This window comes from Sphingobium phenoxybenzoativorans (genome assembly GCF_001757355.1).
Lineage (GTDB): Bacteria > Pseudomonadota > Alphaproteobacteria > Sphingomonadales > Sphingomonadaceae > Sphingobium > Sphingobium phenoxybenzoativorans.
This window is the reverse complement of the sequence record NZ_MINO01000003.1, coordinates 54,948-80,105: the sequence shown is the minus strand read 5'-3', so window position 1 is coordinate 80,105 and position 25,158 is coordinate 54,948. Positions and strand designations below refer to the sequence as shown.

The 25,158-nt window shown below is 61.0% G+C and carries 33 protein-coding genes; 21 read left to right on the top strand and 12 right to left on the bottom strand.

From position 1 onward, the window contains the following. The first annotated feature begins 45 nt into the window (after positions 1–45). The 4 genes from BHQ40_RS02810 (at position 46) to BHQ40_RS02795 (ending at position 4,995) form a co-directional block, all read left to right on the top strand. On the top strand, positions 46–2,376 hold the full coding sequence (locus tag BHQ40_RS02810) for a TonB-dependent receptor (protein ID WP_070151987.1): 2,331 nt from the start codon (positions 46–48) through the stop codon (positions 2,374–2,376). Between the two features lie 37 nt (positions 2,377–2,413). After that, on the top strand, positions 2,414–3,226 hold the full coding sequence (locus BHQ40_RS02805) for an SDR family NAD(P)-dependent oxidoreductase (protein WP_070151985.1): 813 nt from the start codon (positions 2,414–2,416) through the stop codon (positions 3,224–3,226). A 61-nt stretch (positions 3,227–3,287) separates the two neighbouring features. Continuing rightward, positions 3,288–4,316: a VOC family protein gene (locus BHQ40_RS02800; RefSeq protein WP_070151983.1), complete on the top strand. Its 1,029-nt coding sequence runs from the start codon at positions 3,288–3,290 to the stop codon at positions 4,314–4,316. Positions 4,317–4,533: 217 nt separating this feature from the next. Next, positions 4,534–4,995, top strand: coding sequence for a VOC family protein (locus BHQ40_RS02795; RefSeq protein WP_070151980.1), 462 nt, complete (start codon positions 4,534–4,536; stop codon positions 4,993–4,995). Between the two features lie 171 nt (positions 4,996–5,166). Here the strand turns inward: BHQ40_RS02795 and BHQ40_RS26635 are convergent, their stop codons facing one another. Then, on the bottom strand, positions 5,167–5,250 hold the full coding sequence (locus BHQ40_RS26635) for an Lrp/AsnC ligand binding domain-containing protein (RefSeq protein ID WP_253183240.1): 84 nt from the start codon (positions 5,248–5,250) through the stop codon (positions 5,167–5,169). 134 nt (positions 5,251–5,384) lie between these two features. Here BHQ40_RS26635 and BHQ40_RS02785 point away from each other — a divergent pair, with 134 nt between their 5' ends. Continuing rightward, on the top strand, positions 5,385–5,639 hold the full coding sequence (locus BHQ40_RS02785; protein ID WP_070151977.1) for a hypothetical protein: 255 nt from the start codon (positions 5,385–5,387) through the stop codon (positions 5,637–5,639). A 240-nt stretch (positions 5,640–5,879) separates the two neighbouring features. On the opposite strand, the gene BHQ40_RS02780 is transcribed toward BHQ40_RS02785, so the two are convergent. Genes BHQ40_RS02780 through BHQ40_RS02765 form a run of 4 tightly spaced genes read right to left on the bottom strand, consistent with a single transcriptional unit; the run spans position 5,880 to position 8,857 of the window. Further along, positions 5,880–6,491: a GntR family transcriptional regulator gene (locus tag BHQ40_RS02780; protein ID WP_070151974.1), complete on the bottom strand. Its 612-nt coding sequence runs from the start codon at positions 6,489–6,491 to the stop codon at positions 5,880–5,882. After that, positions 6,488–7,393 (bottom strand): phytanoyl-CoA dioxygenase family protein, encoded by a 906-nt coding sequence (locus BHQ40_RS02775; protein WP_435593899.1) that lies wholly within the window; start codon positions 7,391–7,393, stop codon positions 6,488–6,490. Before BHQ40_RS02775 ends, BHQ40_RS02780 begins: the two co-directional genes overlap by 4 nt. A gap of 10 nt (positions 7,394–7,403) precedes the next feature. Then, positions 7,404–8,024 (bottom strand): acyl-homoserine-lactone synthase, encoded by a 621-nt coding sequence (locus BHQ40_RS02770; RefSeq protein ID WP_070151971.1) that lies wholly within the window; start codon positions 8,022–8,024, stop codon positions 7,404–7,406. A 56-nt stretch (positions 8,025–8,080) separates the two neighbouring features. After that, on the bottom strand, positions 8,081–8,857 hold the full coding sequence (locus BHQ40_RS02765) for a LuxR family transcriptional regulator (RefSeq protein WP_070151969.1): 777 nt from the start codon (positions 8,855–8,857) through the stop codon (positions 8,081–8,083). Positions 8,858–9,115: 258 nt separating this feature from the next. Here BHQ40_RS02765 and BHQ40_RS26040 point away from each other — a divergent pair, with 258 nt between their 5' ends. The 6 genes from BHQ40_RS26040 to BHQ40_RS02740 all read left to right on the top strand — a co-directional run bounded on the left by BHQ40_RS26040 (position 9,116) and on the right by BHQ40_RS02740 (position 12,589). Beyond that, a complete protein-coding gene (locus BHQ40_RS26040; protein ID WP_171905737.1) occupies positions 9,116–9,352 on the top strand; it encodes a transcriptional regulator domain-containing protein in 237 nt (78 codons plus the stop codon). Between the two features lie 130 nt (positions 9,353–9,482). After that, positions 9,483–9,902, top strand: coding sequence for a DNA -binding domain-containing protein (locus tag BHQ40_RS26035; RefSeq protein ID WP_171905736.1), 420 nt, complete (start codon positions 9,483–9,485; stop codon positions 9,900–9,902). A 79-nt stretch (positions 9,903–9,981) separates the two neighbouring features. After that, positions 9,982–10,272: a hypothetical protein gene (locus tag BHQ40_RS02755; protein ID WP_139139153.1), complete on the top strand. Its 291-nt coding sequence runs from the start codon at positions 9,982–9,984 to the stop codon at positions 10,270–10,272. A 112-nt stretch (positions 10,273–10,384) separates the two neighbouring features. Beyond that, complete coding sequence (locus tag BHQ40_RS02750) at positions 10,385–11,482, top strand: ArdC family protein (RefSeq protein WP_070151955.1); 1,098 nt, start codon at positions 10,385–10,387, stop codon at positions 11,480–11,482. After that, complete coding sequence (locus BHQ40_RS02745; protein ID WP_070151953.1) at positions 11,479–11,895, top strand: DUF2958 domain-containing protein; 417 nt, start codon at positions 11,479–11,481, stop codon at positions 11,893–11,895. Before BHQ40_RS02750 ends, BHQ40_RS02745 begins: the two co-directional genes overlap by 4 nt. 112 nt (positions 11,896–12,007) lie before the next feature. Beyond that, a complete protein-coding gene (locus BHQ40_RS02740; protein WP_070151951.1) occupies positions 12,008–12,589 on the top strand; it encodes a ParB/RepB/Spo0J family partition protein in 582 nt (193 codons plus the stop codon). 6 nt (positions 12,590–12,595) lie between these two features. On the opposite strand, the gene BHQ40_RS27020 is transcribed toward BHQ40_RS02740, so the two are convergent. Together BHQ40_RS27020 and BHQ40_RS26630 are read right to left on the bottom strand one after the other, a co-directional pair. Further along, entirely contained in the window at positions 12,596–12,832 is a 237-nt protein-coding gene (locus BHQ40_RS27020) for a phage integrase central domain-containing protein (RefSeq protein WP_435593900.1), read from the bottom strand. 82 nt (positions 12,833–12,914) lie between these two features. Further along, positions 12,915–13,061, bottom strand: a complete 147-nt coding sequence (locus tag BHQ40_RS26630) for a hypothetical protein (RefSeq protein WP_253183232.1) — start codon at positions 13,059–13,061, stop codon at positions 12,915–12,917. A gap of 610 nt (positions 13,062–13,671) precedes the next feature. On the opposite strand from BHQ40_RS26630, the gene BHQ40_RS02735 reads away from it, so the two are divergent. Beyond that, entirely contained in the window at positions 13,672–13,980 is a 309-nt protein-coding gene (locus tag BHQ40_RS02735) for a hypothetical protein (RefSeq protein WP_070152225.1), read from the top strand. A 185-nt stretch (positions 13,981–14,165) separates the two neighbouring features. Beyond that, positions 14,166–14,339, top strand: a complete 174-nt coding sequence (locus BHQ40_RS02730) for a hypothetical protein (protein WP_253183231.1) — start codon at positions 14,166–14,168, stop codon at positions 14,337–14,339. Between the two features lie 1,061 nt (positions 14,340–15,400). On the opposite strand, the gene BHQ40_RS26625 is transcribed toward BHQ40_RS02730, so the two are convergent. The 3 genes from BHQ40_RS26625 to BHQ40_RS02720 form a co-directional block, all read right to left on the bottom strand. Further along, positions 15,401–15,802: a hypothetical protein gene (locus BHQ40_RS26625; RefSeq protein ID WP_253183230.1), complete on the bottom strand. Its 402-nt coding sequence runs from the start codon at positions 15,800–15,802 to the stop codon at positions 15,401–15,403. A 69-nt stretch (positions 15,803–15,871) separates the two neighbouring features. Further along, a complete protein-coding gene (locus BHQ40_RS25510) occupies positions 15,872–16,066 on the bottom strand; it encodes a hypothetical protein (protein WP_139139152.1) in 195 nt (64 codons plus the stop codon). Positions 16,067–16,921: 855 nt separating this feature from the next. After that, entirely contained in the window at positions 16,922–17,230 is a 309-nt protein-coding gene (locus BHQ40_RS02720; protein WP_139139151.1) for a hypothetical protein, read from the bottom strand. Between the two features lie 711 nt (positions 17,231–17,941). Between BHQ40_RS02720 and BHQ40_RS02715 the strand changes: the two genes are divergently transcribed. Continuing rightward, positions 17,942–18,175 carry a hypothetical protein gene (locus tag BHQ40_RS02715; protein WP_139139150.1) on the top strand — a complete coding sequence of 78 codons (234 nt, stop codon included), beginning with the start codon at positions 17,942–17,944 and terminating at the stop codon, positions 18,173–18,175. A gap of 243 nt (positions 18,176–18,418) precedes the next feature. Here the strand turns inward: BHQ40_RS02715 and BHQ40_RS02705 are convergent, their stop codons facing one another. Together BHQ40_RS02705 and BHQ40_RS26030 are read right to left on the bottom strand one after the other, a co-directional pair. Further along, positions 18,419–18,613: a hypothetical protein gene (locus BHQ40_RS02705; RefSeq protein WP_070151939.1), complete on the bottom strand. Its 195-nt coding sequence runs from the start codon at positions 18,611–18,613 to the stop codon at positions 18,419–18,421. 154 nt (positions 18,614–18,767) lie between these two features. Then, positions 18,768–19,046 (bottom strand): hypothetical protein, encoded by a 279-nt coding sequence (locus BHQ40_RS26030; RefSeq protein ID WP_171905735.1) that lies wholly within the window; start codon positions 19,044–19,046, stop codon positions 18,768–18,770. A 152-nt stretch (positions 19,047–19,198) separates the two neighbouring features. Here BHQ40_RS26030 and BHQ40_RS02700 point away from each other — a divergent pair, with 152 nt between their 5' ends. The 7 genes from BHQ40_RS02700 to rlxS all read left to right on the top strand — a co-directional run bounded on the left by BHQ40_RS02700 (position 19,199) and on the right by rlxS (position 25,059). Beyond that, a complete protein-coding gene (locus BHQ40_RS02700) occupies positions 19,199–19,507 on the top strand; it encodes a hypothetical protein (protein WP_070151937.1) in 309 nt (102 codons plus the stop codon). A 536-nt stretch (positions 19,508–20,043) separates the two neighbouring features. After that, positions 20,044–20,364, top strand: a complete 321-nt coding sequence (locus BHQ40_RS02695) for a DUF736 domain-containing protein (protein WP_070151935.1) — start codon at positions 20,044–20,046, stop codon at positions 20,362–20,364. Between the two features lie 178 nt (positions 20,365–20,542). Continuing rightward, a complete protein-coding gene (locus tag BHQ40_RS02690; protein WP_070151933.1) occupies positions 20,543–20,830 on the top strand; it encodes a helix-turn-helix transcriptional regulator in 288 nt (95 codons plus the stop codon). Next, positions 20,823–21,395 carry a S26 family signal peptidase gene (locus BHQ40_RS02685; protein WP_070151931.1) on the top strand — a complete coding sequence of 191 codons (573 nt, stop codon included), beginning with the start codon at positions 20,823–20,825 and terminating at the stop codon, positions 21,393–21,395. The genes BHQ40_RS02690 and BHQ40_RS02685 overlap by 8 nt, the downstream gene beginning before the upstream one ends. After that, the gene (locus tag BHQ40_RS02680) at positions 21,383–22,015 is read left to right on the top strand and encodes a lytic transglycosylase domain-containing protein (protein WP_070151929.1); all 633 of its coding nucleotides are present in this window, start codon (positions 21,383–21,385) and stop codon (positions 22,013–22,015) included. Before BHQ40_RS02685 ends, BHQ40_RS02680 begins: the two co-directional genes overlap by 13 nt. 307 nt (positions 22,016–22,322) lie before the next feature. Next, on the top strand, positions 22,323–22,691 hold the full coding sequence (locus tag BHQ40_RS02675) for a hypothetical protein (RefSeq protein ID WP_070151927.1): 369 nt from the start codon (positions 22,323–22,325) through the stop codon (positions 22,689–22,691). 358 nt (positions 22,692–23,049) lie between these two features. Next, positions 23,050–25,059 (top strand): relaxase/mobilization nuclease RlxS, encoded by a 2,010-nt coding sequence (gene rlxS, locus BHQ40_RS02670; protein ID WP_070151925.1) that lies wholly within the window; start codon positions 23,050–23,052, stop codon positions 25,057–25,059. Positions 25,060–25,158 lie beyond the last annotated feature (99 nt).

Below are 25,158 nucleotides of genomic sequence, written 5' to 3'. Positions count from 1 at the left end.
GAGAAGCATCAATAAGATCATAATCCACATCAGGGAGAGGTGGCTATGCACCTAGTAAAACGTCTCGCATGGGGCGCGTCCGCGCTCGTTCTTGCGTCGGTCGGCGCGGCGGCAAGCGCGCAGAGTGCCTCCGAGACCGCGCCTCAGGCCGATCGCGCCAATGTGCCGACCGACGGAATTCAGGACATCATCGTGACCGCCCAGAAGCGTGCCGAAAGCGTTAACGACGTGGGCATGTCGATTGCCGCGCTGGGGCAGGAAAAGCTGCTGCAAGCCGGCATTTCCAAGGTCGACGACCTCGCGCGGCTCGTGCCCGGCTTCACCAGCAACATGACCCCGTTCGGCACCTCCGTCTATACCATTCGCGGCATCGGCTTCCAGGATTCGACCTTGGGCGCGAGTCCGACGGTCAGCACCTATATCGACGAAATTCCGGTCCCATTCTCCCAGCAAGCGCTTGGCATGATGCTGGATGTCGAGCGCGTCGAAGTTCTCAAGGGACCGCAGGGGACGCTTTACGGACAGAATTCGACCGGTGGCGCGATCAACTTCATCGCCGCCAAGCCCACCGACGATTTCCAGGCAGGCTTCAATGCCGATTATGGGCGTTTCAACGATGCCGACCTTCAAGGCTTCCTGAGCGGAGCCGTGGGCAACAGGTTGAGCGCGCGCATTGCCGTGCGGGTCAATCAGGGCGACGATTGGCAGCGCAGCTACACACGCGACGACAGCATGGGCCGGAAAAGGTTCATTCAGGGACGCTTCCTGGTCGACTGGAGGCCAATCGACGATCTTGCCATCTCGATCAATCTGAACGGCTGGCGCGACCGGTCCGATACCGCCGCGGCGCAGCTTGTCATGATAGTGCCGCAGACATCCAATCCGCTGTTGCCCGGGCTTGCCGCTTATCCGCCCGCGCCGCACGACAATCGCGCCGCGGATTGGACCCCCGGCATCAGCTATGCGCGGGATAATCATTTCTACCAGGGCTCTCTGCGCGCCGATTATGAATTGGGCGGCGGACTGACTCTGACGTCGCTGTCCTCCTACCAGCGTTTCAAGCGCAACCAGCCGGTCGATGGTGATGGGACGACATTCGAGGATAATCTGCAATATAATTTCGGGAATATCTCGACATTCTACCAGGAACTTCGCCTGGGCGGCGACCTGCCCTCCGGCGGCAACTGGCTGGTGGGCGCGAATTACGAGCGCGACAATGTCTTTGACGACGAACGGGTGCTGCTGCGCGACGCGGGCAATTCGGTGGTGTTCGGGCTTCCGCTCGACGGATCGAACAATACCAACCGCCAGATCATCAAGACCTATGCCGCCTATGCCAGCGTCAATCATCATCTGACCGACATGCTGAGTTTCACCGGAGGCATCCGCTATACCAAGGCGGACCGCTTCTTTACCGGATGCAACACCGACACCGGAACGGGGCAGACGGCCGCGGTCATCAACTTCCTGCAGGGGCTGCTGAAAGGTCCGGGCAATGTGGTGCCCGTCCAGCCCGGCGGCTGCATCAACCTGAATGCCGTCACTTTCACGCCGGAATATCTCAACCTGGCGCTCAAGGAGGACAATATTTCCTGGCGCGCGGGCCTGGACCTGAAACCTGGCGAGGATTTCCTTGTCTACGCCAATGTTAGCAAGGGCTACAAGGCAGGTGGCTTCCCCAATCTCGGCGCCACTGCCAGCTCGCAATTCACCCCGGCAACGCAGGAAAGCGTGCTGGCGTTTGAACTGGGTTCCAAGGCGACGCTTTTCGACCGGAAACTGCAACTGGATGCCGCCTTCTTCTACTATAAATATCGCGACAAGCAGATCCGGGGTGCCACGGTGGATCCCGTGTTCGGGCCGCTGTCCCGCCTAGTCAATGTGCCGCGTTCGCAGATCTACGGCGCTGAAATCTCGGCAACCTGGCTGCCGTTTCCGGGGCTGACGATCAGCCCGGCCGCAAGCTATGTCCATTCCAGGATCAAGGGCGATTTCTCGAACTTCACGCCGTTCGGCGCGTTCGAGAGATTCGTGGGAGAGGCCTTTCCCTACACGCCCCGATGGCAGGCGCGTGCCGATGTGGAATATCACTGGAACATTGGCGGCGATGCGCAGGCCTTCCTGGGCGGCGACATGAGTTACCAGAGCGGGACCAACGCCGGGTTCGGCAATGTTCCGCTGCTCGACATCCCGGCCTACACGCTGTTCAACCTGCGCGCGGGGATAGAGAAGGATGCCTGGCGGTTCTCTCTCTGGGGCCGCAACATTACCGATCATTATTATTGGACCACCGCTTATTATTCGACCGATACGGTGAATCGACTGGCCGGCATACCTGCGACATATGGCGTGTCCCTGTCCTATCGCTTTCGTTGACCGATCGGCTTTCGCGCAGAATAAGGGATATCCGGCCATGCTGAGTGGAAAAGTCGCGCTGTTGACCGCAGCAGGATCGGGCATCGGCCGTGCGGTCGGGCTGCTCATGGGCGGGCAGGGCGCACGCGTCGTTGTTACCGATATCGACCTGGCGGCGGCTGAAAAGGTCGCCACCGAAATCGAGGCCAATGGCGGCGAAGCCATCGCCCTGGCCTGCAATGTCGCGGCGGAAGCCGATGTCGCGGGTGCGGTTCAGGCGGCCGTCATGCGCTTCGGCCGCCTCGACATCCTGCACAATAATGCTGCCTATCAGGGGGCTGACCTGATGGAAAAGGATGCAGACATCGTCTCCATGGAGGCGGAATTCTGGGATCGCACCATGGCGATCAACCTTCGCGGCTCGATGTTCGGGTGCAAATACGCCATTCCGAAGATGCTGGGGGGCGGGGGCGGAGCCATCATCAATACCGCCTCGGTCAACGGCCTTGCCGGATTTCTCTCCATGCCCGCCTATGGCGTCTCGAAAGCGGCGGTGGCGATGCTGACGCGCAATGTCGCGGCTCGTTATGGCCGGGAAGGGATTCGCTGCAACGCGGTTGCGCCGTCACTCGTGCTGACGCCCGCGGCAGAACGCTTTCTGCCGGAAGAGGTCAAGCGGCTCCATCATGATGTGGCGCTTGTGCCGACGCTCTGTTCGCCCGCCGGTATCGCCTCGGTCGTGGGCTTTCTGGCTTCCGATGCGGCAGTGTTCATCAATGGCCATATTCTTTCGGTCGATGGTGGCGCGATGAGCCAGTTGGCGATCAACGGCCCGTTCCGCCGCTATCTCGAGCAGGCCGCTAGGACCTGATACCGAAAACGGAACGGATCACGCGCTTGCCGCCGGGTCGGAAAAGAGGAGAGCCGAAGCCATGACCCATGCCTATGAGGACGGCGAGACGCTGATATTCGGGCAGATCGCCCTCAATACGTCCGACATGTCCGGTTCGCTGCGCTTCTATTCCGAAGTGCTCGGCTTCGCGAACAGCGGTGCCAATTGCGCCTGGGGCCTGCCCATCCAGCTTCAGGGATTGCCACCCACCGCGCGGGCCGTGATGTGGTGGATGATGGGACGCGAACGCTTTTCGCAGCTTGAGCTTTTCGAGCATCGCGAACCTCGACAGCGGCCGCTGCCCGCGGACTGGCGCCCCAGCGACCATGGCTGGACACGCATGGGGGTGGCGGTTTCCGACTTCGACCGCGCGATCGCGGCGCTCAAGCCCTGGGGCGTCAGCCTGATCCATCCCCCTATGGTGGTGAAGGGCGGGCGTCGCGCGGCCTTTCGCGACCCCTTCGCCGGTATCGTGATAGAATTGATGGAGGATGGGCCGGGCATCCCCGGCGGCATTCGTCCGCATCATTTTGCCGACATCGATCCCGCCATCATCTACATGACCAGTTCGGTCGCCGACCTCGACGATGCACTGCATTTCTATCGGGACGCGCTGCGGCTAGAGATACTGCCGCTCAATGTACTGCACGACCCCGCCGACGAAGTGGTCTGGGGGTTGGAGGGAGCGGCGCGCGACGGCTTCGTGGCGCGTGCGGGGACCAGCTTTTTCGAGATCGTCCGCTACAGCGAGCCTTTGGGCCGTCCGCAGCCTGCTTATTATCTCGCCTGTGATCAGGGCGTGATGAATGTCGGCCTTTGCACGGCTAATAATCAGCTTGTGCGCGACGTGATCGCGCGGCTGGACGAAGAGGGGCGCGGGCCTGAGGCGGTCGTGGAAGGGCCAAACTTTATCGCCACCTATGTCCTCGACCCAGGCCGTGAGTTCGAACTGTTCTCAGGCCCGGTGGAGATGGAGGATGCCATCGGTTTCAAGCCGCAGGCGAACTTCTTCGGCGCGCAGTCGAATGCCCTGGCGGGACTTGCTTTCAAGCGCCGATCGAAAGGATGAAGCAAGGGGGCAGGGCACGCTTCATTGTTATGGATAGCCGAATAATGGCGGGGGAATTTATATTGGAAATATGACCCCGTGGCGCGCACATTTCCGGGGCCATGATAGCATTCTTCAAGGTTGGATCGCGCGGAGTGATGGCGTGCCGATGACCATCGCGGCGCCGTCCCCGCTCATGCCGTTCCCGCCGATATGAAGACCGAAAGGAGTCTAGTTGATGATCACCATTAAGCGTCAGGGTCATATCGCGTTTCGGGTTTCGAACCTCGATCTGTCCAAGGAATTTTATACCAGCCTGCTGGGCCTCCATGTGATGGAAGAGAATGAGGAGGAGGGGGTGGTATTCCTGGGCCTGCGCGACCTCAGCCACACTGTCGACCTTGTGCAAAGCTCCGATGTCGGCGCCAGCCAGCCGCATAATTCGATGCCGCCGGTCGGCATCGGTTTCCACCATGTCGGCTTCGAACTCGAAACCCAGGACCAGATGCGCGACGCCTATTTCCAATTCAAGGAAAGGGGGGTCAACATCATCGCCACCATGGACCATGGCAGCCAGCAGAGCATCTATTTCAACGATCCGGATGGCAACATCCTGGAGGTTTATTGGCAGCGGCCCGATGCGATAGAGATGTTCGCGAAAGGCCGTGGCGACGACGACCGCCCGCTCGTCTTTGAATGACGGGGCAGGGTGCCCGTGGAGTAAATGGACATGGCGCGCCGCCCCGGCCTGCCATGCCATCCCCGCCGCTATATCAGCGGTAAGGCGGTCGTCGAATTGATTTTCTGCATGGCGAAGGATGGACTGACATCATGCAGGTCCGCCACATTGGTCAGCTTGCGACAGATGCGGTCATAATCGGATGTCGCGGGCAACGATCTTCAGCAGATGGTCGATCTCGCCGCTCATGCGATAGAATTTCACGACCTCCGGCATGCGCGACACCCCCTCGGCAAAGGATTATGGAGGAAACGGACGCGATCGCCCGGGAAGAGGCTGACTTGCTGTTCGCGAGCACCAAGTAATGGCTGGAGGTCAAGCGCAGGCGCGACCTGGAGGCTGGACGGCGCATGGGCATACCGCTGTCGGAATCCCGCATCCAGGTCGTCGCCGACGACAGCTTCTGGACGCGTGGTGTCGTTTGCGGCGGGCCTGAAACCATCGAACGGCATGTGCGGGAATTCGCGGACATCGGCGTTGGACTGTTCCAGGTCGCGTCGCTGGGGCAATTCGACGCCGAAGCCCGTGCCATCGCCGCAAAGTCGACGCGCCTGTTCGCGGAAAGGATCATTCCCGAATTTCGCGGCCATAATCCTAGGGAATAGGCCAGGAATTGAAACCGGCACTTCATTCGACGAGAAGCCGGCCGGGAAAAAGCGGGAGAATTCGCATTTCCACCGGGATGTCACGCTGTGCTTGCGCCCGTAGCGGAAATAGCAGATCGGGTGCGAGGATGAGTTTGGCACTTCCGAAGTCCGCTCTAAGGGGTTGAGAGGATGCCATGTCGACGCCTTTCGGACTGTGACCCCCTAAGGCTGCCATCTCGTCGGCATGAGATTTGCCCGTCAGTCAGCACGATACAGCGCGCGCAGGATCGCTGCCGCAGCACGGCGCCGGCGCCTATGATAGGTGCCATTGATCCGGCGCAGAGCGCTGCGCTCACGATTATGCAGTGCCTCGCGCCACGACTGGAGTTCGCTTTCGCATTGGGCAATGGCTTGGTTTTCCACCGTCCGCACCGCGTGCAGGCGCATATTGAGCATATGCATAGCGCGGTCATGCTCGCTGTTGCAGGAAAGCCGCGCGATCCGGAGGAAGATGCCAGCGACGTTGTCGGCCATGTTCGAGCGAGATAAGTTCTGCATGTTTGGACGCTCCGGAGCGAGCTGCGGCGGCCAGGATGCAATCGCTGCAGCAACAAGGTCGGCTGACCAGGCGTACAGATCCTTGAGGCCGGGTTCGTCGAGATGCGGGACATGAAAGCCTGTGCCGGCGCGCGCTTCGACCAAACCCTCGCCGGTCAGAATATGGAGCGCCTCGCGCACCGGGGTCGCGCTCGATGCGAGGTTTTTGGCGAGCAGGGCCGGGTCGAGCCGTTCGCCGGGCCGGAAAATCCGCTCCATAATCTGCCGCCTGAGCGCTTCATGCACGCGGCCGGTCGTTGCGCCCGCGTTCATTCCTTCCCTCGTTGCTCGGCATGGTGCTTATCCACCATGTCCTTCTGGTCCGGGCGCAGCGCATCGATGGCGCCAAGTCGTTCATTGGCGTCGCCTGTCAGCAGGATGGATGGGCATTGCCCCTCGAAATTTCCTAGATTGGGCCGATGCTGGCGATAGCCAATAAGCGCAGCCAGGTCGGACGGGAAATGGCGCGCGATATCGGGGGGATAGGCGAGCCAGGGATTTTCATAGGGTTTAAGCCAGCCCAGGCAATAGCCAATGGCGATCCCGCGCCTGATGTCCTTGCTGTGATTGGCGCCGGCACCGTGCAGAACCGACCCAAGCAGGACAAGTGCTGATCCCGGCGTCATCTCGGCGGCAAGGGGCGGGGTGCCCGGCAGCGGATCGCGCGCTGCCACGCCATGGCTGCCTGGCCAGACCAATGTCGCGCCATTATCGGCATCGAAGGGCGTCAGCGGCCAGATGACATTCACCAGATATTCGATTTTCCCGACCGGCCCCCGCCACATATCCTGGTCGCGATGCGGCGCCTGTGCGGGCGCGCCTGGATGAATGGCGATCGCCTGGGCAACATTGAGCTGGATAGTGTCGCAATGGGGGCCAAGGATCGCCTCGACAATGTCCAGGATCAGCCGCTGCTGGACAAGGGCGGCCGCGTGCGGCGACCGGCTGAGCAAACGCCCGAAGCGCTGCGTCTTCTCCCCGTAAAAATGGCCCTGGCAAAAGGGCGTGAGGGCAAAATCCTCCTCAAGATTATGCGCCAAAGCTGTGATAGTCTCCGACGGAAGCAAGGCAGGGATGATGCATGCGCCCTTGGCCTGGAGCATGTCGATCCATGGCCGCGCCTGGACCGATGCCTGCACCAACGGGCCCTGCAACGAAAGGGGGCGTGTCATCATAGGCCTCCTTTCACGCGGCGGCGCGGGATTGCGGCATCGCAATCGACGCTTCGCCGATGATGCCAGCGTCCGCCAGCAGGTGCGGCGTCTGCTCGGATATCTCGATGCAGAGCGCGGCGAGCAGACCGCCGTCGCAATATTGGGGACGCCCAAGCGGAAGGCAGCGCCAGCCGAAAGCGATAATCTGCTGAGACCAGCCTTTCTCCGCGACCGCGCTATAATGGGTGATCCCGGCCGCCAGCGCATGATCGACAAGCGCTATGATCAACGCATCGCGGACCTGCCGCCGTTCTGCGGCGCGTAGCCGCCGGTCGAGGCAAAAGCGGGTGATTTCGAAGATTTCGGGGCCGCGGGGCGGCGGCCCCGCGCACAGATCGGCGTAGAAGCTGTCGAGGATATGCGGCCGGCATGTCGGCAGCAGCCTTGCCGAGCCGAGATGTTGGCCATCGGGATCAGTCAATATGAGATAATGGCAGTGTTCGCCGTCAAACTGATCAAGCTCATAAAGGCCGGCAAGGGCAGGCAGATCCCATTTAAGGAGATCGATAAAGACCGATTTTCGCGCGGCAAACATGTTCCTCAAGACCGCGTCCGCTATCGGACCGCCCAGATGCTTTTCTATCTGCAACATGATCGTGTTTCCCTTAACCATGATTGGCCAAGGGTCGCAGCGCAGGCATTGCGGCGCTATTCCCAGAAAGGGGTATAGCGCCGTCTGTTGATATCCGTGATCGTCAGTGTCCCGTCTTCAAGCGTCAGCCCCACCAGGGAAATGCGCTTGCTGATACCATAGCGCTCGCAGGCATGTCTGATATGACGCGACACGGTCTCCTCGCTGATCTTGACGATCTGGCTGATTTCCCAGTCGCTCTTGCCGCGCGTCGCCCAGAGCACGCATTCGCGCTGCCGGTCGGTGAGGATCGCCTTGCGCTCGCCAAAACTTTCGCCGCGCCCGGTCCACAGACGCCGGGCCGCCTCAAAGGCAAATCCGCCCACGATTTGCGCGAGCAGCAACCGCTCCTGCGGCACGGCCTTCCCGGCGATAGTGGCGAAGGAACAGGAGCCGAACAACTCTCCTGGGATATTGGACGGCACCGTGAAGCCGTCGCTGATGCCCTGCTCGCGCCCAAGACTGAAGACGCGGCGGTCCTGAACCGTCAGGGGAATGAGATGCGGGATGCGCGCCCATTGGAAGCCGATCCCCGTCATATGGCTCGCCCTGTGCACCGGGTCCGATACCCCCAGCGCGCTCGACGCGTAGAAATCAGCCCATTGCGCAGGATAATTGTGGAGATGGATCGCCGCATCATCCTCATAGGCCAGGATGTCGACATGATGGGTCATGGCGAAATAGTCAAAGCCAAGGCGCGGAGTGACGATGGCCATGGCATCGGCCAGGTCTTCCTTGGTGCGCGCCGCTTCGATCAACAGCAGCAATTCCAGCGCAAGCGGATACAGGTCCATAAAAATGCAACCTGGCCACGGGCGGCATCTCAAGCTACCGGCAGTCCCGCTGCCGGCCCTTCCGGCATCTTAGCGCCGGACGGCGGGTCCTCAGGCCGGCGTCCGGAAATTTCCTCGTTGTCACAAAACTATCATTGGAAAGCGCTCAGCAAAAGTTTTGCATTGCAAAATAAAATCCATTCTGACCTGAAAATTGCGAACCCTTATAGAAGCTGGGGCCCAGCCGGCGGACGCCGATTTGAGTGAAGCGGCCAGTTCTTGAGCGTTTTCGGCCCGAAATTCTGGACTGATCCAGACGGCTATGAGGTGCTGCGCGAGGTCGATCGCGCCGGAATCATGTGGGAGTGGCTTCGCCGCGATCCTGACTATATCCGCTGGTATGTGGAAGCCAGCCGGGCGACGCGGGGCGCAGCCGACCCTGCAGACTGGGGGTTGCATTTTCGCCGAGGCGCCGGATCGCAGCGCAAGACAGGCCCGGATCTTCTGGATCGCTGATCTCGACCCGGCGGTTCTCCCGGTCGACATAAGCGCGGCCCAGGCATCTGGCCCTGACAGCATTGATCTGTCTGTTCTTGCGCCCTGGCTTTCCCTTGTCCGGAGCGCCACTGGCCAGGAACATGCGCTTTTGTCTGACGGCGCGCGCCATATCCGGATCGATGTCGAGCAGGGCAGTTTTGCGCAGGCCGGACCTGTCACGATCCGCTTTCATGTTACTGGTTATGCCACGGCGCGCGCGCGGGTGGCGCCGCTGCGCCGGTTCCTCGATCTGGTCCGGCGCGGCAGATTTTCCCGTTCCCTCTATCCGCCCGATCCGCGTTTACAACGGCATGCCGCGCTCTTGCGCGTCCATGATGCGATCAGCGCGGGCGCCACCCAGCGGGAGATCGGCGTGGCGCTGTTCGGGGCTGGCCGCATCGAGAAGGAATGGGACGGCGCGTCCGACTCGCTGCGGCTGCGCGTGCGCCGCCTGGCGCGCGACGCCAGGGCCATGGCCCGTGGCGGCTATCGCCTGCTGCTGCGCAAATCCGGCCACTATCCAGACTAGCTGAAGGACAAACCGGACCCCCCTGTGTTTGGGCTGTCCGGCGCTTTGGCTCTGGCGGCTTTCCGCCCCGCGCTGCCTGTTGGTCCGCGCGGCCGCGCTCTCTTATGCGGGCGGCGCCTTGCTGAGCCGCCCGCGTCACCGAGCCGCCTATTGGCGTCTCGGCCGGCCGGTATCGATCGCATGGCGGGGCGGCGCCGCTGCGCTGCTGCCGTCAGGCGGACGCCGCTGGCGCGGCGGCGCTTTGGTCGGGCCTCTCCCGGTGGCGCGGGCGCGGTCGGCGCGTCCTCCTAGGCCCGCCGCTGCCGGCGGCAACCCCGGCGCTTTGCTTGGGGTGCTCCGCTGCGCTGCGCCCGTCCTGTTCGGCTGCTGAAGCAGCCGGGCCGGTGCCTTCGGCCGCTGTTGCGGGCCTTTCCGGTCGCTCGTGCCGACCACCCCCGCTTCCGGGAGCGGCCTGTTGTTTTGGGAGCATCAGGAGGACAGCCATGTCTGCGAAGGGCACGGGCACGCACGGGGGCAGCGCCAAGCGGCGCGGGGAACAAGGGAGAAAGAGGAAGGAGAAGAACAGAGGCGGAGGGAGGAGCAGGGGCGGTGCGGGCGATGACGTCCTTCTGTCCGGGAGCGCCCATGCCCGCTATGCCCTCTATGACGAAATCACCGCACAGATAATAAGCGAGCTTGAACAGGGGCATATCCCATGGGTGCGGCCTTGGGCCAGCCATGGGGGCGGGGAGGCGCGCACGGTTGCGCCAGCCCTGCCGCGCAACGCGCTTTCGGGGCGGCCCTATTCGGGGATCAATATCCTCATCCTCTGGAGGGCCATGATCGAGCATGGTTATGCCTCGCATGGCTGGCTGACCTTTAAACAGGCTCTCGAAGCAGGGGGCTGCGTCCGCAAGGGAGAACGCGGCACCAGCATCGTCTATGCCGACCGCTTCATCCCGAAAGGCGAAGCGGAGCGGGCCGCACAGGAAGGAGGCGACATCAGGGTCGTGCCGTTCCTCAAACGCTTCACCATCTTCAACCTCGCGCAATGCGAGGGATTGGACGTCGATCTTGGCGCGGACCCGATCCCCTTGCCGCGCGACAAGATCGCGCCGGTCGCCGAGGAGCTGATCCTCGCCAGCGGCGCGGATTTCCGGATCGGCGGCGACAAGGCCCATTTTGTCCACGACCTCGACTATATCGCAGTCCCGCATCAGAGCGCCTTTTACGATCCGATCAACTATTATCGGACCGCGCTCCATGAACTTACCCATTGGACCGGCCATGTGTCCCGCCTTGGCCGCGACTTCAGCGGCGCTTATGGGTCTGCGCTCTATGCCCGCGAGGAATTATGCGCGGAAATGGGCAGCGCCTTCCTCTGCGCTTTGCTCGGCATAATTCCGACCGTGCGCCATGCCGACTATATCGCCTCATGGCTTGGCCTGCTCCGCGCTGACAATCGCGCCATTTTCCGGGCGGCCAGCGCTGCCAGCAAGGCTGCCGACTATCTCCTGGCCTGCCGCCCGCCAGAGCCGGGCAGCAGCGCCTATTCGGCAGAAGGGCTGACCGCAGCGATGCGGCTGCGGCACGCGGCATGACGCTGCTCACCGCCGCTCTGCGCTATGGGCTGCGCGCCAATGCGATCAGCGCCGAAATCGCCCGCGAACAGGGCAGGGCCTTTGATCCCTGCCCGCTCGTCAAACTCTATTCGCCCCTCAGCACGGCGACATGGCTTGTCACTGAACTCGCCAGGGACGGCGATAGCTTGTTCGGCCTTGCCGACCTTGGCTTGGGCTATGCGGAGCTTGGCACATTCTCGCTGCGCCACTTATGCGCCATGCGCCTCCCTCATGGTCATGGGATCGAATGCGAGGCCGGTTTTGCGACCATCCATCCCCTGTCGGTCTGGACGCAATGGGCGCGCTGTTCCGGCTCGGTCCTCTGGACGGAAATCCTCCTAACCCGCGCCGCCGCCGCGATCACGGCATCGGACCCCGAAATCCCCGGATAAGGCCGATCCGCCTTGCCGGGATATGCGCGGCACGTCCTGCCGCACCCAATGCCGGTCCCGCTTGCCAGTCATCTCAAAGCATCGCGGCACCGGCCTTACGAGGAGTAGCATCATGCAACTGGACTATATCGCCCTCGACAGGCTTGCCGTCAGCAAGACCAATATGCGCCATGGCGCAAAAGCCCCGGACGTCTCCGATATCCTGCCGACGATCAGGAAACGCGGCGTCATCCAGCCCCTTCTCGTGCGCCCCGGCAGCGAGAGCGGCCAATATGAGATTATCGCGGGACGCCGCCGCTTCACTACCGCCTGCCTCGTCGCGCAGGACCTGCGCGAAGCGGGCGGAGAGCGGGGCGATGCGCTGGACAGTCTCCATATCGACCCGCTGCCCTGCGCCATCCTTGACGCAGACGATGACGCTATCGCCATCGAAGCCTCGACGATCGAGAATATGGCCCGTCTCGACGCCGATGAAGTCACGCAATGGGAGAGTTTTGTGCGCCTCGTCAAACAGGGGCGGGATGTCGCTGATATCGCCGCCACCAATCGCGTGCCGGTTCCGCCCGCGCCTTCAGCCACGGCCTTATGCTTTCAGCGAGCGGGAGGGTGCCTTTCCTGCATCGAGAAGAGGCCTGGACGCTGGAACACGTGCGGCGTGAGCCTAAGCGCGTGCATCACAGAAGGGGTGCCCTGATAATCGTCAATTTGCTTGGAGTAGCGCTCCTATTGCGATCGAACCAGTGATCGCCGGAAAGTGCTTAATCCGGGGTGTGGTCAAGGCACCGATGAGATGTTGCGCCGGATCGCGGTTCGCGCGCGCCATAGCCACAGCATATCTAAAAGCCGGGCTTGCACACGCGCGAAGCAGCTTAGCTGTTTCGAGGCGACCCCGCCTCTTGTGCTTCCTCAGCTCATACAGCAACTCCTGTGGCGCCACTTCCGACACTGGCGGTCGTCAAAAATCGGAGCCGAGCAGTGTTACAAACCAGCGCATCTTTGAGAGTGGGCCCAACCAGACCTTAGCGCTCTTTCTTCTCGATCAATTTCTCCGCGACGCTGGCGAAACTGTTCCCCGCGCGAATGCCCGCTTCAATCTTCGCCAGTCGCTTCGCGACATGGGACGCGCGGCGGCGAAGGCCGCGCGCATGGATGCGCAGGACTTTCATGGTCCTGATGATGGATTAAATCGGCCCTGAGAAAATGGCCCGGCGCTGGGAATAGCACCGGGCTAGGATAAGCGTTGGTTTAACGCTCGGTCGCGCGGCGGCACTGCACCAGTAACGGCCCGGGCACGAACGAAATCACCTTAACCTGGGTATCGAACCGCGACTTCCGAAGCACCCCGAATCTGCTGTTAGGTCTATAATGGCGGAAATCCTTCGGTCAAAAAGATGGGAAATCGGTCACCAATCCAGGTTAGGGATAGTTCTGTAACGATATACAATGCCGCGCTAGGCAGACGTCTCGGCGCGCATTCTGGATAATATCGCGCTCGGACGGCACATGGCCCACGCCAAAAGCGAGGACGTCTTATCTTCGATTTGGTCTCGAAATCATTTCGCGACGCTGCGAGGGGCAATGGTTGCGGAACCTTTGTATGATAGGTCAGTTTTGATGGCTCCCGGCTGGCTCGCAAGACCCCGCGCTAGGCTTTCGGCCGGGATGTAAGGTCCCGTCAGTCCCCTGGCGGGGCCTTATTTTAAACGCTTCTTATCGCAGCGGAACTTAGCCCCGCTACGTCTCGTTACAGTGGACCAATATTCAGAGGAGGTTGCTGTGGTGGACACGAGACACAATCCAAATGATGTCTATGTGGAACGCAAGTCGAACGCGGGGAAGGTGATACTGATTGCTGCTGTCGTAATTGCCGCAGTCGTGGGACTTCTGTTCGCTACCGGCTTCTGGAGCGCCGATGTTAAAGAGGGCGCTTTGCCAGAAGTCAGCGTGAAGGGCGGAGAAATGCCTGATGTAGACGTTAAGTCCAAGGAAGTCGTGGTCGGAACCAAGGAGACGACCGTTGACGTCCCCACAGTTGATACCGAGAAAAAGGAAATTGACGTGCCCGTCGTGGGCGTGAAGGACTAAACGCCGATAGGCGTGTAAAGCCAAGTCTTCGGCCCCAAACGCCCTGGCGCGTTTTGGGGCCGATCGCGCCCTCTTGATACGAATCATCCCGCTTTGGTATTTTCCCTGTCCCTTCTCTCCCTTATGAAGGGCGGGCAGGCGCAGTAGCTCGTGCCTGCCCATTGCGCTATCTAATGGAGGACCCCGTGTTTGATACTATCGATCGTGCGTATTATGAGCGTCGTGCGAGAGACGAAATTAAAAAGGTGGAGAACTGCCTAGATCCCTGCGCCAAGCGCGCACACCTGGCTATGGCAGAGAAGTATCGCCAGAAGGCTGCCGCCTTGGAAGATTCCGTTCCTGCCGCTGAAGACGCCTGATATTCCGAAATAGAGCAACTTGTCGGTGACCAATGTGGCCCCGGTCCCACCATAGGCCGGGGCTTTCCTATGTAGGCATGATGGCAGGCAACATAGCCGATCGCTCAGCAACTCACTACGGCGCTTCCGGACTGTCGTACACCAGCCACATTTGGGCAGCGATTTTCGAATTGAACACGGCCAGGTCCGCAGCGCCTAATAATTCGCGGACGTGGACTTTGTCGTCCGCGTCGGCAACAAGCACGGCTACGCGATCGCATGGCTAAAACCTCTGTCCAATTTGCCACATCGTTCGCTGCTCGACCGCCGTCGATTGTCGCTCGGCTCGCGGGACGTCCGACAGCAGCAGGATGGGGAGGCCTTTTGCCCAACGAGCGGCGATCTCCTGCCTCAACTCCTTATAGGATCCACCGCGCATTCGGTCCAAGTCCCGGTGGCGCTCACCAGGATGACGCCGTCTTCACCGCTATAGTCTCGGCAGATTATAGGTACCCCTTCCTTATTTCCGAAACGGGATATAATCCGCAAAAGGCGTCTGCACCGCCCAGTTATTCTGATGTGGATAGGAACTAACTTCCAAACCCCGCGCTATTTCCCCACGGGCATCATGCGGCCCGTTCCTCCCTTGCCCCGCTGCCTGAACTGGCGCGGGGCTTTTTCCCCCGTCTTGCATAGCCACCTTCACGCCGGAGCAGTAGGCCATCTTTGAAAAAACTAAGTGGGCAATAGCTCACTGTCGATGGACGGTCCTGATGAGATGACCATGCGTTTTATCGATGCGCCTGGAAATAAAACCAGACCAACGGCCCCACTACTGACGCCAGCGCTGACAAGACAATAAAAGCGATCAATGCTGATGCGAGCGTCATTACCATTACTCGTGTGAGCGGACACAATTCGGCCCAGCAGGACTTGCGGGTGCCTGCCGGGCCTAGCCATATGCTCATCTGAAGGGACTGAGTGGCTGTTGCCAGCCTGACTCAAGTATCGAATGCGCGCCCTAATCTACGTTAACGGCGGCTCGATCGTATTATCATGGGACAGGTCGGCCCCCCCCACGATCAGAAGCCGCCGCCCTTTTTCGGATCCACGATTATATCCTCCGCAGATGGGTGCCGCTCTGCTGGTGGGCGGTAGTTCGGTCTCTCTCCGCCGCCCGCCGCATCAGTGTCGTAATCCTCATCGCTGGTGGAAGTGCCTCCGGCATCCGCCCCGCTACCATAAACAGGCCCTGTGCCTTCGCTGGGGCGCTGACCGCGACTGGAACCCTCATCGTCCTCGCTAAATCCGGAAGACGGTACAGGGTCGCCATGATCGCCCGGTTTCGTTACAGAGGGGGGATCGGAAGCATCCATGGAATCATGCAAGCCCTCCTCCAATTTCTCCTCATCTGTCAGGGCATGATCCTGATCGTCGGCTGGCTTGGGGGCCAAATTTTCATTCTCGAGCGGCTGGTCTGGCATGTCCGTCTCCATACTGGCTGAGCCAATCCAACCATTCGCCTTCCGCGCTGTTCCGCAAGTTGATGCCGATCAATCGCTAAGCGATGCATCTTCCGGCTGCATCGACCTGAAATGCGATATCTTTGCCTCCGGCAGCACGGGCACCAGCTCAATCATGGTGATGCGATCTTCGGCACAATACTCCGGTCTTGGCACTGCCACCGACGCTGCCCGGCTGATTGGTTGTGCGGACACTAAGGCGATCTTGTACGGGGCAAACCGCATGTTCCGCTCCTCCAGTGCTTCAAGCCGTTTTCCGATATTTCCAATTTCAAGCCTCCATTGCGTTGGGAAGGCCGCGCGACAGGCGGTCTACTGCGGGCAGGATTTGCGCCTAGACGGAGGCGCGCTCTGCTGGTTCACCGCTGTCGGAACGGAGCCAGGCCGTGACGTCAGGTTGGCGTCGCCGATGAGCGGTTCCGACGCTTCTTACCCACTTTGGTCGAGAGATCGGGGGCGCTGTTCTCGCACAAGTCGTAGGGCAGCAGATTGATATATATCCGGGAGCCGGCTGCTTTGTTGAGGCGCGGACAATTTCAGCCAGTCGTTCCTGCAATAGGCGATCCGCAAATACATAACAGAAACTCAGGTACAGGTCGGAGAAGGCGTTGATGATCGGTGATTGCCTCGTGGCCAGCATGGGCAGCCGCAGTCGCCGACAACCTCGATCCGGTAGCCAATGGCTCTTTTGTTTCAGCGTTGACTGATATTGGCTGACATTGGTCGACATGGCCTCGATCAGGGATGTGCTCGGCCTGTCGGTCGATGGATGCCTTAGGCATCATCCTTCAAGCGGCGGCGAATCCTAGCCAATCGGAAACGCGCTGCTGGCGACATCCCTAGCGGGAAACTGTGTTGCAGTTGCGTTCGACGAAATTTCTTAGGGCTGCTGCCTATTGGAAGAAGATCCTTATGTTCAAGGTCGAGGAGGTGTCGCAGCCGCTTCAATCGCGTGCTTCGGTTCATTGGCATATTATCGCCTATCCGCTGCATTGGATCGTAACGACCATATCGAAACGCCGCGGCATGTGTGCGAATGCCACACAAAAGCAGAAATAAATTTTGTCACCGCCCTGGGCTTCATGCCCCAGGATCAAAGTCGTCCTCGGTCAGCGTTATATCAGTTGGTGCCGTCATCGCGTTCGCCAGCTTCATCTGAATTGCCGCATAAATAGCCGGTCGGTGTAGCTCCACGATCTCAGGACCGGTCTGAGGGCCGCCGTCTCCATCCCACAGCATTTCAACGACTTCGCCCACAATATGGACGGCAATCTGCCCTGCTTGGGCTTGATAGATAATTTCCACGGGGTCAAAGTTCACGGCGTCCTCCATCAGGCGCCAAACGCTGCCGATTGCCCTTCGGTGCCATTGGCTGGCCTTTTCTTCCACGGCCAGCGCCTGTTAAACCTCCGCAATGGCCGACTCGGACCCGATATTTTTTGCGGCGAAATGCGCCGCCATGACTGACGCTGAGTTGATCATGGAGTACGGGAAAATCCAAGACCTTCATCGCTTAAGTGTCTGGGAGCAAGCCGTGATCGATGAGCTAATGGAGCGAGAGGTGGACGTGTAGGGGTCACGAGGAATGTCCCGACGCATCTTCAAAGCGAGATCACAATATTGTAGCCAATATGGTTGGAAGGTCGTTAACCATGAGAAGTTCGTGATATAAGCTTAGCGGCGGTACCCCTTGGTATCCGTCCCTCCCAGCCATCCTGCCCCCTCGAACATTCTTGTGAGGGGGCCGTTTGCCTTGAGCTGATCGCCCACTCTTAAGCGATCTTTAGCCTCAATTATGCAACTATCGGTGCGGTTGTCCGGAACAACCCAAGCCCCTCGTCCGGGCGCCACCAGCGACAACGAAAGGTGGCCGGGAACGGAACCTAGAGCCTCGTCGCTAGCGACCGATTATATGACAGCAAAAGAATAGTGGGCTTTAAACGGGTCGACCAAGCTGAGGTTAATGCACCCTTTTTAGCTGCACGGTATGCTCAGCGGAGTGTGCACCCATCCTGGAGCGTGAAGGGACGCGAGCATTTGTCCGATAGTCTGACGATCATGTGGGATACTGCGGTATCGATAGAAGGCGACGTTCGGGTCATGGCCGACGACGGGGCGCCCTTCCTCATAGTGATATCTGGGGACGCACTCATCGCCGCTGGCGAGACCAAAGCTGATGATCTGCTCGAAAAAGAGAAAGGACTGATGGCTCTATGGGAAATCGGCATTCGCCGCCGTTATGAGACGGAAAGCCGCAGCGGAATGTTACATTCCAGTCCCGCTGGCATACCTTATGTCATGTCAATTATGGCTCGCGATCTTATCCAAAGTTGATCGCTCACTCATCCTGCCCCTTGATCGCCAGGAACAGCAACGAGGCTGCAAGCATAGGGATGGGAGCGTGAACAGTAGCTTGCCTCATGACAGCCAAAACCACCTCGCCCATGACGCCAGCCCTGCGACCTTTACACAGGACCGGCCTGCTGAGGAGTAAATGGGAGGCTGTCACCAGGCGATGGGTCATCCGTGCTGAAATCCCGCATTGATCGCTGGCTCCAGGCTTAGCTCGCTCATCCGCTAGCCTTTCTTCGCCAGGTCGTCTCCGGCCCGATGGAAGGCATCGCCTGCGGTTTCAAGGCCCTGCGAGGTTGCCTCAGCCAGATCGTTGAATATCGATCCCGCCTTCTGAATGAGCGGATCAAGTTCACCCTGGTCATACAGGATTTTTCCAACGACCCCAAGCACGACGCCACCGAGAATTGCTCTGATCATAATATCTCCTATGATCTGGGCGAACGTAGCGTCAGGCGGTCCGTTCCGACGAAATCGATCGGGCTAATCCAGGTTGGTCAATAAGCTGGGCGGGTAGATTGAAGATGGCCGCCAGCAGATTCCGCAACCCGGCCGGGGTGTCCCGAACCGCGCGTCAGCGCTTCTTGGGTGCGTCAGAGTGCGAACCATCATTCGATCCGGTTTTACCTCCAGCAGCTGTGGGCGACTGATCTTCAGAGATCGCCCCTTGGCTGCTAGCTTCTCCAGTTGAGATGCTTGCTTGTCCGGTCGGGTCGGTCGAACCGCTTGGAACGACTCCCATGCCAGCGCTATTGTTGGCCTCAGACGCTATGTTGCCCGAATCTGCCTGTTGCGACGGACTGCAAGCAGCAAGCCCAACAAGAGCCGCCGCGCTCACAATATATTTTGTCATGATCAGCTCCATTCTGTCGCAGCCGTTTGCGCTTCAACTGAAACAAAAATTGTGCGGCTGCGTTCCAGATTCTGGTCAACCACTGATTTAAGTTGTCCTGATTTCTTGCAACCCGGTTCGCGCGCGACGGTTTGGGCATAGAGGAGACGATCATGCCCATCTCAACAACCATCATTGTCGAGCGAATTGCCAGAGTGCTTGCAGGCCAGCAGTTGAGCCTCAACGGCTCAGGAAGTGATGAACATGCCGCCGCCGCTGTGGAAATGGAATGGGAGGATCGGATAGAGGACGCGCTTGCCGTATTGCGCACGATGCGGGAGCCGGACCAGGACATGGCTGCTGTTGGCAACGCTGCCGTGTGGGAGAGGATGATCGCCGCAGCCATTGGTCAGCCAATGGAAACCGCAGAGAGCTCTGATCCCGCGCCTGCCGGGGCTGACCCTCTGTATGAAGGACCATGACCTAACCGCCGCTACCCCTCGATAACGAACGCGGAACCTTCGCAACGAGAGCAATTTTGCACGATGCCTGCGCGGATATATTGGTCCTGAGGCCGCAATAGCCTGATGATGACCGGCCAGCTTGTCCGATACGCGCCAAACTAGCCACCGGGTGAGGGCATGCCGCTGCTGACCCGGGCGCAGCCTCGGCTTGTTGTCCGGCGAGCCTCTTTCTATCCTTGCAAGGCTTTCCGCGCGGGAGTTGCGCTGCTGAATGGCGGCCAATCTTTCCTTTGGGGATCTTTCCCGCACCTATTTCCGGTGCCTTGGACGTGTGACCTGGGCTGGCCGCAGTCCTTCAAAACCATCGCGCCGGACTTATTTCCCCGACCCGCTTTGCGGCTCTCCTCGCGGGCGCTTCGCGCGCAAATAACACCGTCGCTCCGGTCCTGCGCGTGCCGCTCCGGCCTCCCGGTTCGAAGCCCTGCTAAAGCCATCCCTTCCGGTCCGCCCATCGCCCGGAAATGGTTCGGGGCGAGCATCCAAGGAGAAATATCATGCCCGCAATCGGTTATGTCACCCGCGAGGGAAAAGGCTTCAAAGGCCAGCTCAAGACCCTCTCCATCCGCACCGAGATCGAGATCATGCCCAATGTCCGCAAGTCCGGCGACAGCCAGCCCGACTACAGGGTTTCGGCTGCCGGTATCGAGGTCGGCGCGGGCTGGGTCCGCCGGGGCGAGATGAGCGGCAAGGATTATCTCTCGCTCTCGTTTGCAGCCCCGGAATTTGGTCCGCGCCGCCTCTATGCCAATCTTGGCCGCGCCGCCGGACAGGATGACGAGGACACCTTCGCGATCATCTGGAATCCCGCCGATTGATCGCCTTAGGCCCCGCATCCGGCACGGATGCGGGGCCTTTTTTCTCTCCGGCTTCTCTCCGGTCATGAGGGGGACGCAAACGCCTATGGCTATTTACGACCCTGCCAAAGCAGGCCGGAGCGATCCATTCCCGCCCTGGCCGGAACATGGGGTTCCGGTGACTATGGATCGCTCTTACATGGATGACACAGGACGCCGCGCGCAGGCCGCGCGCGAAGGCAGCCCCTTTCTTACCGCCAAGCAGACTGCCTATCATCTCGGCATCGCCTATACGACGCTGAAAGACCTGCGGACGCGGGGCACAGGCCCTAAATGCCGCAAGCATGGCCGCACCTGGCGCTATCATATCGACGATATCGAAGCCTGGTCGGCGGGGCGGTCCATCGGCGGCGATCAGGGCCGCGGCAATCATAGCGGCGACAAGAGCGGCGCGGCTGCCAAGCGGCCTGGCGGCCGCCATGGTTGACCCGCGCGACAGGCCGCTGTTCGCCTGGGGTCAGGCGCTGCGCGCCGCGAGGGCGCGGCGCAGGAGGCTCACCCGCCGCGCGGCCTATGTCGGCGCTGGCATAAGCGCTTTGGCGCTCACCGTCGCCTTCCCGCCACGGCCCTGGTTGGTCTGGAATGCAAGCGCCAGCGCGCCGCTGGGTCTTTACGCTGTGCTGCCCGTCGCGCAGATCAAGCGTGGGGACATGATCCTTGCCTGGCCACCGCCACAGGCCCGGCGGCTTGCCGCGCAGCGCCACTATCTGCCCGCCACCATTCCGCTGATCAAGCGCGTCGCAGCACGTAATGGCGATTTGGTGTGCGCCTCTGGGGACGTGGTTTTCGTCAATGGGAAGGTGCTGGTCAATCGCTTGAAATTCGACAGCGCAGGCCGCCCGCTGCCGCAATGGCGGGGCTGTGTCCGGCTTGATCGGGACATGATCTTTCTGGCGATGCCGGAGGTCTCCGGCTCCTTTGACGGGCGCTATTTCGGGCCGACCGCACGGCGCGAGATGATCGGCCGGGAGGTGCTCCTGTGGCCGCGCTGAAGCACGGCATCGCCGCCACTGTCCTCTTTCTCTCATCGCCCGCGCTAGCCGATAGTGCGACGCGCTGGCGCGCCGAAATCGCAGAATCTTCGGCGCGTTTTGCGATACCTCAAGCCTGGATCGAGAAGGTCATAAGCGCTGAAAGCGGCGGGCGCACATTATGGCAGGGGCGTCCGATCACCAGCCGGGCAGGCGCGATGGGACTGATGCAATTGATGCCGGGGACCTGGGCAAGCCTGCGCAAAATCCATGGGCTGGGGTTCGATCCGCATGATCCGCGCGACAATATTCTGGCAGGCACAGCCTATCTGCGCGCCATGTATGACCGCTTCGGCTATCCCGGTGTGTTCGCTGCCTATAATGCCGGGCCGGCCCGTTATGCCGCCCATCTCAAGACGGGCAGGGCCCTGCCGCGCGAGACGCAGGCCTATCTGGCGCAACTGACGGACGCTGCCGCCACGGGAGAAGCGAAGCAGGCGGCGGCCCGCGCTGTCGCGGCTGCGCCGCCCGCGCTCTTTGTCCTTGGCGAAACGGCCAATGGCTCACCGCATCGGGACGACGCAATCCCGGACAAAGCATCCAAGCCTGATCCTCTGTTCGTAATCCGCTACCGGGACTAGCGGCGGGGTTTGGGGCGCCCAGCCTCTGGCGGCGCATGGCCAGGCGAGGGGGGAGGCTCGTCTCGGCAAGGCCCAGCATGGCGGCTGGCGGAGCGGCTGTGCAAGGCCGGCGGCGCCTCCAATTTTTCTGGAAATATGGGCGTGCTGCGCACGCGCGTTCTTGTGCTGCCGGTCCAGAAAAATCGGTTCCTCCACCGCCGCTGACGCGGCACTCGCGCTGCGCCGCTCGCGGCCCTGACAGCCGCTCCGCCAGCCGCCGGTCGAGATCTGTCCTCAATTTCGGGGACAGGTTTCTTTGGAGGTTCTCATGGCACTGGCTCAGACAATCGCGGCGACAAATGGCGTCATGGCGGCACTGGTCGCAGGGCTTGAACGGGAGTTTGGACGAGGGGCCGGCGAGGCGCTGGCGTACCGCTTTCTGGCGGCGGAAGAATGCGATTTGCTCTGGGATATGCGGATCGAGCAACGCTGGCTGGGGCGCTGGGAGGCGCTGGAACAGGCTTATGGAGAGGAGGAGATCGATCTTGACCGGGTGGCGATTACCGGGCGCTGCAACGGCGCCTGGTTCGTGGCGGTGATGCTCGTGGACGGAGAGGGAGAGGCGCATGGCGTGATCGGACGGCGCAGCTTCAAAAAGGGCGCGAAAGCGCATCGCGCGCTGGCATTGGCGCATTGAACAAAAGCGCCATCAAGGCCGGGATCAGCTGTCGCGCAGGCATCGGATCCCGGCTTTTCTTGCTTCGGCGCGAGAGAGGACGACGGGCCGGAAAGCACATGATCAAGTGGTAAAGGGAGTGAAAACGGGGCGGGCGGCGGAAAGGCGGCGTAAGGCAAGATAAAGCTATAGCACCTGCGTCGCCATAACCCATTGTCTGCACATCTTTTTTTAGGATATGAGGTGGCACTGCTGCACCTTGACCAGTGCCATGTTCAGGCGAAGCGACCCAGTTACGCGCTTTTCGCCGGCACCGGTTCCCTAAACTGCGAAATAGCGCAATCTTTGCGCCATAACCCGCATTTCTAGGTAGGCGGCGATGGCTGACGAAAATGACTTCACGCCCCGACTTGGCCGGCAACGCGCTGGCGGCAGCGGAAAAGGGCGGCGCTATTTGGGGCGGGTGCTTGCGGCCGCCAATCTCGCGCGCGGCGGAGCGATCGGCGCGCGCTCTTCGATAAGCAACTTTACCGGAAACCGCATTGGGCGCGGGGCAGGGGTTGGGCGGATGCTTGCGCGCCGCGGTGGGTTCCATGCCAATTCAGCGCGCCGCGTCATCGTCAAAGCGAGAATTGTCAGACTGACCGGCAAGGGCGCTTCGGCAGCTGCCGCGCATCTGCGGTATCTGGCGAGAGACGGGACTACCAAGGAAGGCGAGCGCGGTACGCTTTATGGCCGCGATGATGACAGCATGGAGGCAGCCGAATTTCACAAGCGGAGCGCCAGCGACCGCAACCAGTTCCGTTTCATCGTTTCAGCCGAAGACGGCGCGCATTATGAGGATCTCAAACCCCTGACCCGGCGGCTCATGCAGCGGGTCGAGGAAGACCTTGGCACGAAGCTGGATTGGGTGGCTGTCAATCATCATAATACAGGCCATCCGCACAGCCATATCGTGCTGCGCGGCGTCGATGACCGGGGCGCCGATCTGATCATCGCCCGAGACTATCTGACGACCGGCATACGTGAGCGCGCCGCCGAACTTGTCGACCTGGATCTTGGCCCACGAACGGGGCGGGAAATTGCTGCCGCTCTGCGCCTGGAAATCGAGCAGGAAAGGCTGACGTCCATCGACCGGAATCTGCTCCGCAGCGCAGATGCCGACCTGATCGTCGCCGCGCAAGGCCGTGACAGCTTCGACCAGAGCCTTGTTGTCGGAAGGCTCGCCAAGCTCGCCCGCCTTGGTCTCGCCAAACCCTTAGGCACTGGGCGATATCGATTGCAGCCGGCCCTCGTCAACACCTTGCGTCGCCTCGGCGAACGCGGCGATATCATCCGGACCATGCAGCGCGAATTCACGCGCCAGGGGGCGGTGCGGGGTGCTGCCGATCAGGCGATTTGCGATCCGCAAGCGCCGGGCGCCGGCCCGCTTGTCGGACGCATCATGGCGCGTGGGCTCGCGGACGAGCATGCCGACCGCCATTATCTGATTGTCGACGGTGTCGACGGGCGAAGCCATTATGTAAATATCGGGGCAGGTGCAGTCCTTGGACGTGGCGCTGTCGAAGGTGATGCCGGCCTTGCGTCTGGCGCGATCGTGCGCATCACCGCAAATGCCTTTGGCGTGCGTGATGCTGACCGGACGATCGTCGCGGTGGCCGCCGCTAATGGCGGGCGCTATGATGTCGATGCGCATCTCCGTCATGATCCCTCCGCCACCGAGACATTCGCGCAGACCCATGTCCGGCGCCTCGAAGCGATCCGCAAATCCGTTCGGCAACTCGAGCGCGAAGCTTCGGGACGATGGATTGTCACGGACAATCATCTCGCCAAGGTCGAAGCCTATGAAGCACGGAGGCTCCAGGATCGTCCGGTTGCCATCGCCTTTCTCTCCGCGCAGCCGCTCGACGGGATGATCGATGTCGAGGCGGCAACTTGGATCGATCGGGATCTCGTGTCGCCTGCACCGGAGCCTGTACGCCACGCTGGGTTTGGCCAGGAATTGCACGATGCGCAGTCAAGACGCCGGCAATGGCTGGTGGCGCAAGGATTTGCGGAGGAGGGGAGCGATGGGTTCGCGTTCCGGCCGGACATGATATCCGCGCTCCAGCGCCGCGAATTGTTACGGGTTGCGGGCCAGTTGTCGGATGAGGTTCAGAAGCCCTTTCAGGAGACGCCGGATGGCACGCGGATCGAGGGCATGTATCGCCGCCCCGTAGACCTCATCAGCGGGCGTTTCGCCCTTATCGAAAGATCGCGGGATTTTACGCTCGTCCCCTGGCGGGAGGTGCTCGATCGGCAAGTTGGAAAATCCGTGTCGGGGATCATGCGCAGCGACGGGATTAACTGGTCAATCGGGCGTAGTCGGAGCGGACCCTCGATCAGTTGAGCGGAAGGTAGATTTGCGGCGACGCTTTTGGTGTGCGATGGCCTTTTGGCATGGCTGCGGATTGAAGATCTGTTCCGCGAACTGCGAAGGTAAACATAT

Coding starts and splice junctions, on each gene's coding strand:
- BHQ40_RS02765 (WP_070151969.1), bottom strand. CDS start 8,857: ATGGACCTGTATCCGCTTGCGCTGGAATTGCTGCTGTTGATCGAAGCG.
- BHQ40_RS02685 (WP_070151931.1), top strand. CDS start 20,823: ATGGTTGACCCGCGCGACAGGCCGCTGTTCGCCTGGGGTCAGGCGCTG.
- BHQ40_RS26030 (WP_171905735.1), bottom strand. CDS start 19,046: ATGACAAAATATATTGTGAGCGCGGCGGCTCTTGTTGGGCTTGCTGCT.
- BHQ40_RS02715 (WP_139139150.1), top strand. CDS start 17,942: ATGGCCGACGACGGGGCGCCCTTCCTCATAGTGATATCTGGGGACGCA.
- BHQ40_RS02675 (WP_070151927.1), top strand. CDS start 22,323: ATGGCACTGGCTCAGACAATCGCGGCGACAAATGGCGTCATGGCGGCA.
- BHQ40_RS02810 (WP_070151987.1), top strand. CDS start 46: ATGCACCTAGTAAAACGTCTCGCATGGGGCGCGTCCGCGCTCGTTCTT.
- BHQ40_RS02740 (WP_070151951.1), top strand. CDS start 12,008: ATGCAACTGGACTATATCGCCCTCGACAGGCTTGCCGTCAGCAAGACC.
- BHQ40_RS02690 (WP_070151933.1), top strand. CDS start 20,543: ATGGATGACACAGGACGCCGCGCGCAGGCCGCGCGCGAAGGCAGCCCC.
- BHQ40_RS02795 (WP_070151980.1), top strand. CDS start 4,534: ATGATCACCATTAAGCGTCAGGGTCATATCGCGTTTCGGGTTTCGAAC.
- BHQ40_RS02705 (WP_070151939.1), bottom strand. CDS start 18,613: ATGATCAGAGCAATTCTCGGTGGCGTCGTGCTTGGGGTCGTTGGAAAA.
- BHQ40_RS02780 (WP_070151974.1), bottom strand. CDS start 6,491: ATGAACGCGGGCGCAACGACCGGCCGCGTGCATGAAGCGCTCAGGCGG.
- BHQ40_RS02770 (WP_070151971.1), bottom strand. CDS start 8,024: ATGTTGCAGATAGAAAAGCATCTGGGCGGTCCGATAGCGGACGCGGTC.
- BHQ40_RS26630 (WP_253183232.1), bottom strand. CDS start 13,061: ATGAAAGTCCTGCGCATCCATGCGCGCGGCCTTCGCCGCCGCGCGTCC.
- BHQ40_RS25510 (WP_139139152.1), bottom strand. CDS start 16,066: ATGCGGTTTGCCCCGTACAAGATCGCCTTAGTGTCCGCACAACCAATC.
- BHQ40_RS02745 (WP_070151953.1), top strand. CDS start 11,479: ATGACGCTGCTCACCGCCGCTCTGCGCTATGGGCTGCGCGCCAATGCG.
- BHQ40_RS26625 (WP_253183230.1), bottom strand. CDS start 15,802: ATGCCAGACCAGCCGCTCGAGAATGAAAATTTGGCCCCCAAGCCAGCC.
- BHQ40_RS02785 (WP_070151977.1), top strand. CDS start 5,385: ATGGGCATACCGCTGTCGGAATCCCGCATCCAGGTCGTCGCCGACGAC.
- BHQ40_RS02700 (WP_070151937.1), top strand. CDS start 19,199: ATGCCCATCTCAACAACCATCATTGTCGAGCGAATTGCCAGAGTGCTT.
- BHQ40_RS02805 (WP_070151985.1), top strand. CDS start 2,414: ATGCTGAGTGGAAAAGTCGCGCTGTTGACCGCAGCAGGATCGGGCATC.
- BHQ40_RS02775 (WP_435593899.1), bottom strand. CDS start 7,393: ATGATGACACGCCCCCTTTCGTTGCAGGGCCCGTTGGTGCAGGCATCG.
- BHQ40_RS02750 (WP_070151955.1), top strand. CDS start 10,385: ATGTCTGCGAAGGGCACGGGCACGCACGGGGGCAGCGCCAAGCGGCGC.
- BHQ40_RS02800 (WP_070151983.1), top strand. CDS start 3,288: ATGACCCATGCCTATGAGGACGGCGAGACGCTGATATTCGGGCAGATC.
- BHQ40_RS26635 (WP_253183240.1), bottom strand. CDS start 5,250: ATGCCGGAGGTCGTGAAATTCTATCGCATGAGCGGCGAGATCGACCAT.
- BHQ40_RS02695 (WP_070151935.1), top strand. CDS start 20,044: ATGCCCGCAATCGGTTATGTCACCCGCGAGGGAAAAGGCTTCAAAGGC.
- rlxS (WP_070151925.1), top strand. CDS start 23,050: ATGGCTGACGAAAATGACTTCACGCCCCGACTTGGCCGGCAACGCGCT.